Origin of the sequence: Cognatundibacterium luofuense (genome assembly GCF_018139685.1) — a bacterium.
GTDB lineage: Bacteria > Pseudomonadota > Gammaproteobacteria > Burkholderiales > Burkholderiaceae_D > Undibacterium > Undibacterium luofuense.
Genome location: NZ_JAGSPN010000057.1, coordinates 1 through 670 on the forward strand (window position 1 = coordinate 1; position 670 = coordinate 670).

Consider the following 670-nt stretch of genomic DNA (forward strand, 5'->3'; position numbering starts at 1 on the left):
GTCAGGGATTATGCAGAAGTCAAAGGCAATGGTGAAATCACCAAAGCGATTGCTGACGCGGCATTGCGTATGCTGGATGTGGATCAGGCTGGTTTTGATCTGATGGACAGAAAGCTGCTGGAAGCAATCTTATTCAAATTTGGCGGCGGCCCGGTTGGGCTTGATAACGTGGCAGCTGCGATAGGTGAAGAACGCGACACGATAGAAGATGTGCTCGAACCCTATCTGATCCAGCAAGGCTATTTGCAGCGCACCCCACGCGGACGCATTGCGACAGCACTGGCTTACCAGCATTTTGGTGTGGCCATGCCCGCCTCTTAATTCGCTGTACGTTTGTGTCACCGCCTGGTCGATCGCTTAGATATTGGCCTGGTTTTACTGTGGGGACATCTGATTTGCCCCCCTCCTTACACCGGATCAACACTTTGTCTGAACCCAGGTGCATGCCAGACTATTTGCGATACTGAAACCTACACTCATACACACCTGTCAGTTTCACAAACTGCAAAACAAAAAGCACCCTAAGGTGCTTTTTGTTTTTGATCTTCTCAACAGCAAGCTTACGCTTGCAGATGATTAGAATGCGTGACGGATACCAACGTTGAACAAGCGTTCTGTAGCGCCGATACCGGAAGCGATACCACCAGCATTGACTTTAGCATCGTTTTTC

The 670-nt window shown here is 49.6% G+C and carries 1 protein-coding gene; it reads left to right on the top strand.

Features of this window, described 5'->3' with window-relative positions; translation table 11 throughout:
- Positions 1-321, top strand: a 321-nt coding sequence (locus KDM89_RS19260) for a Holliday junction DNA helicase RuvB C-terminal domain-containing protein (RefSeq protein ID WP_329604700.1), incomplete at its 5' end; no start/stop codon positions are given.
- Positions 322-670: the final 349 nt, after the last annotated feature.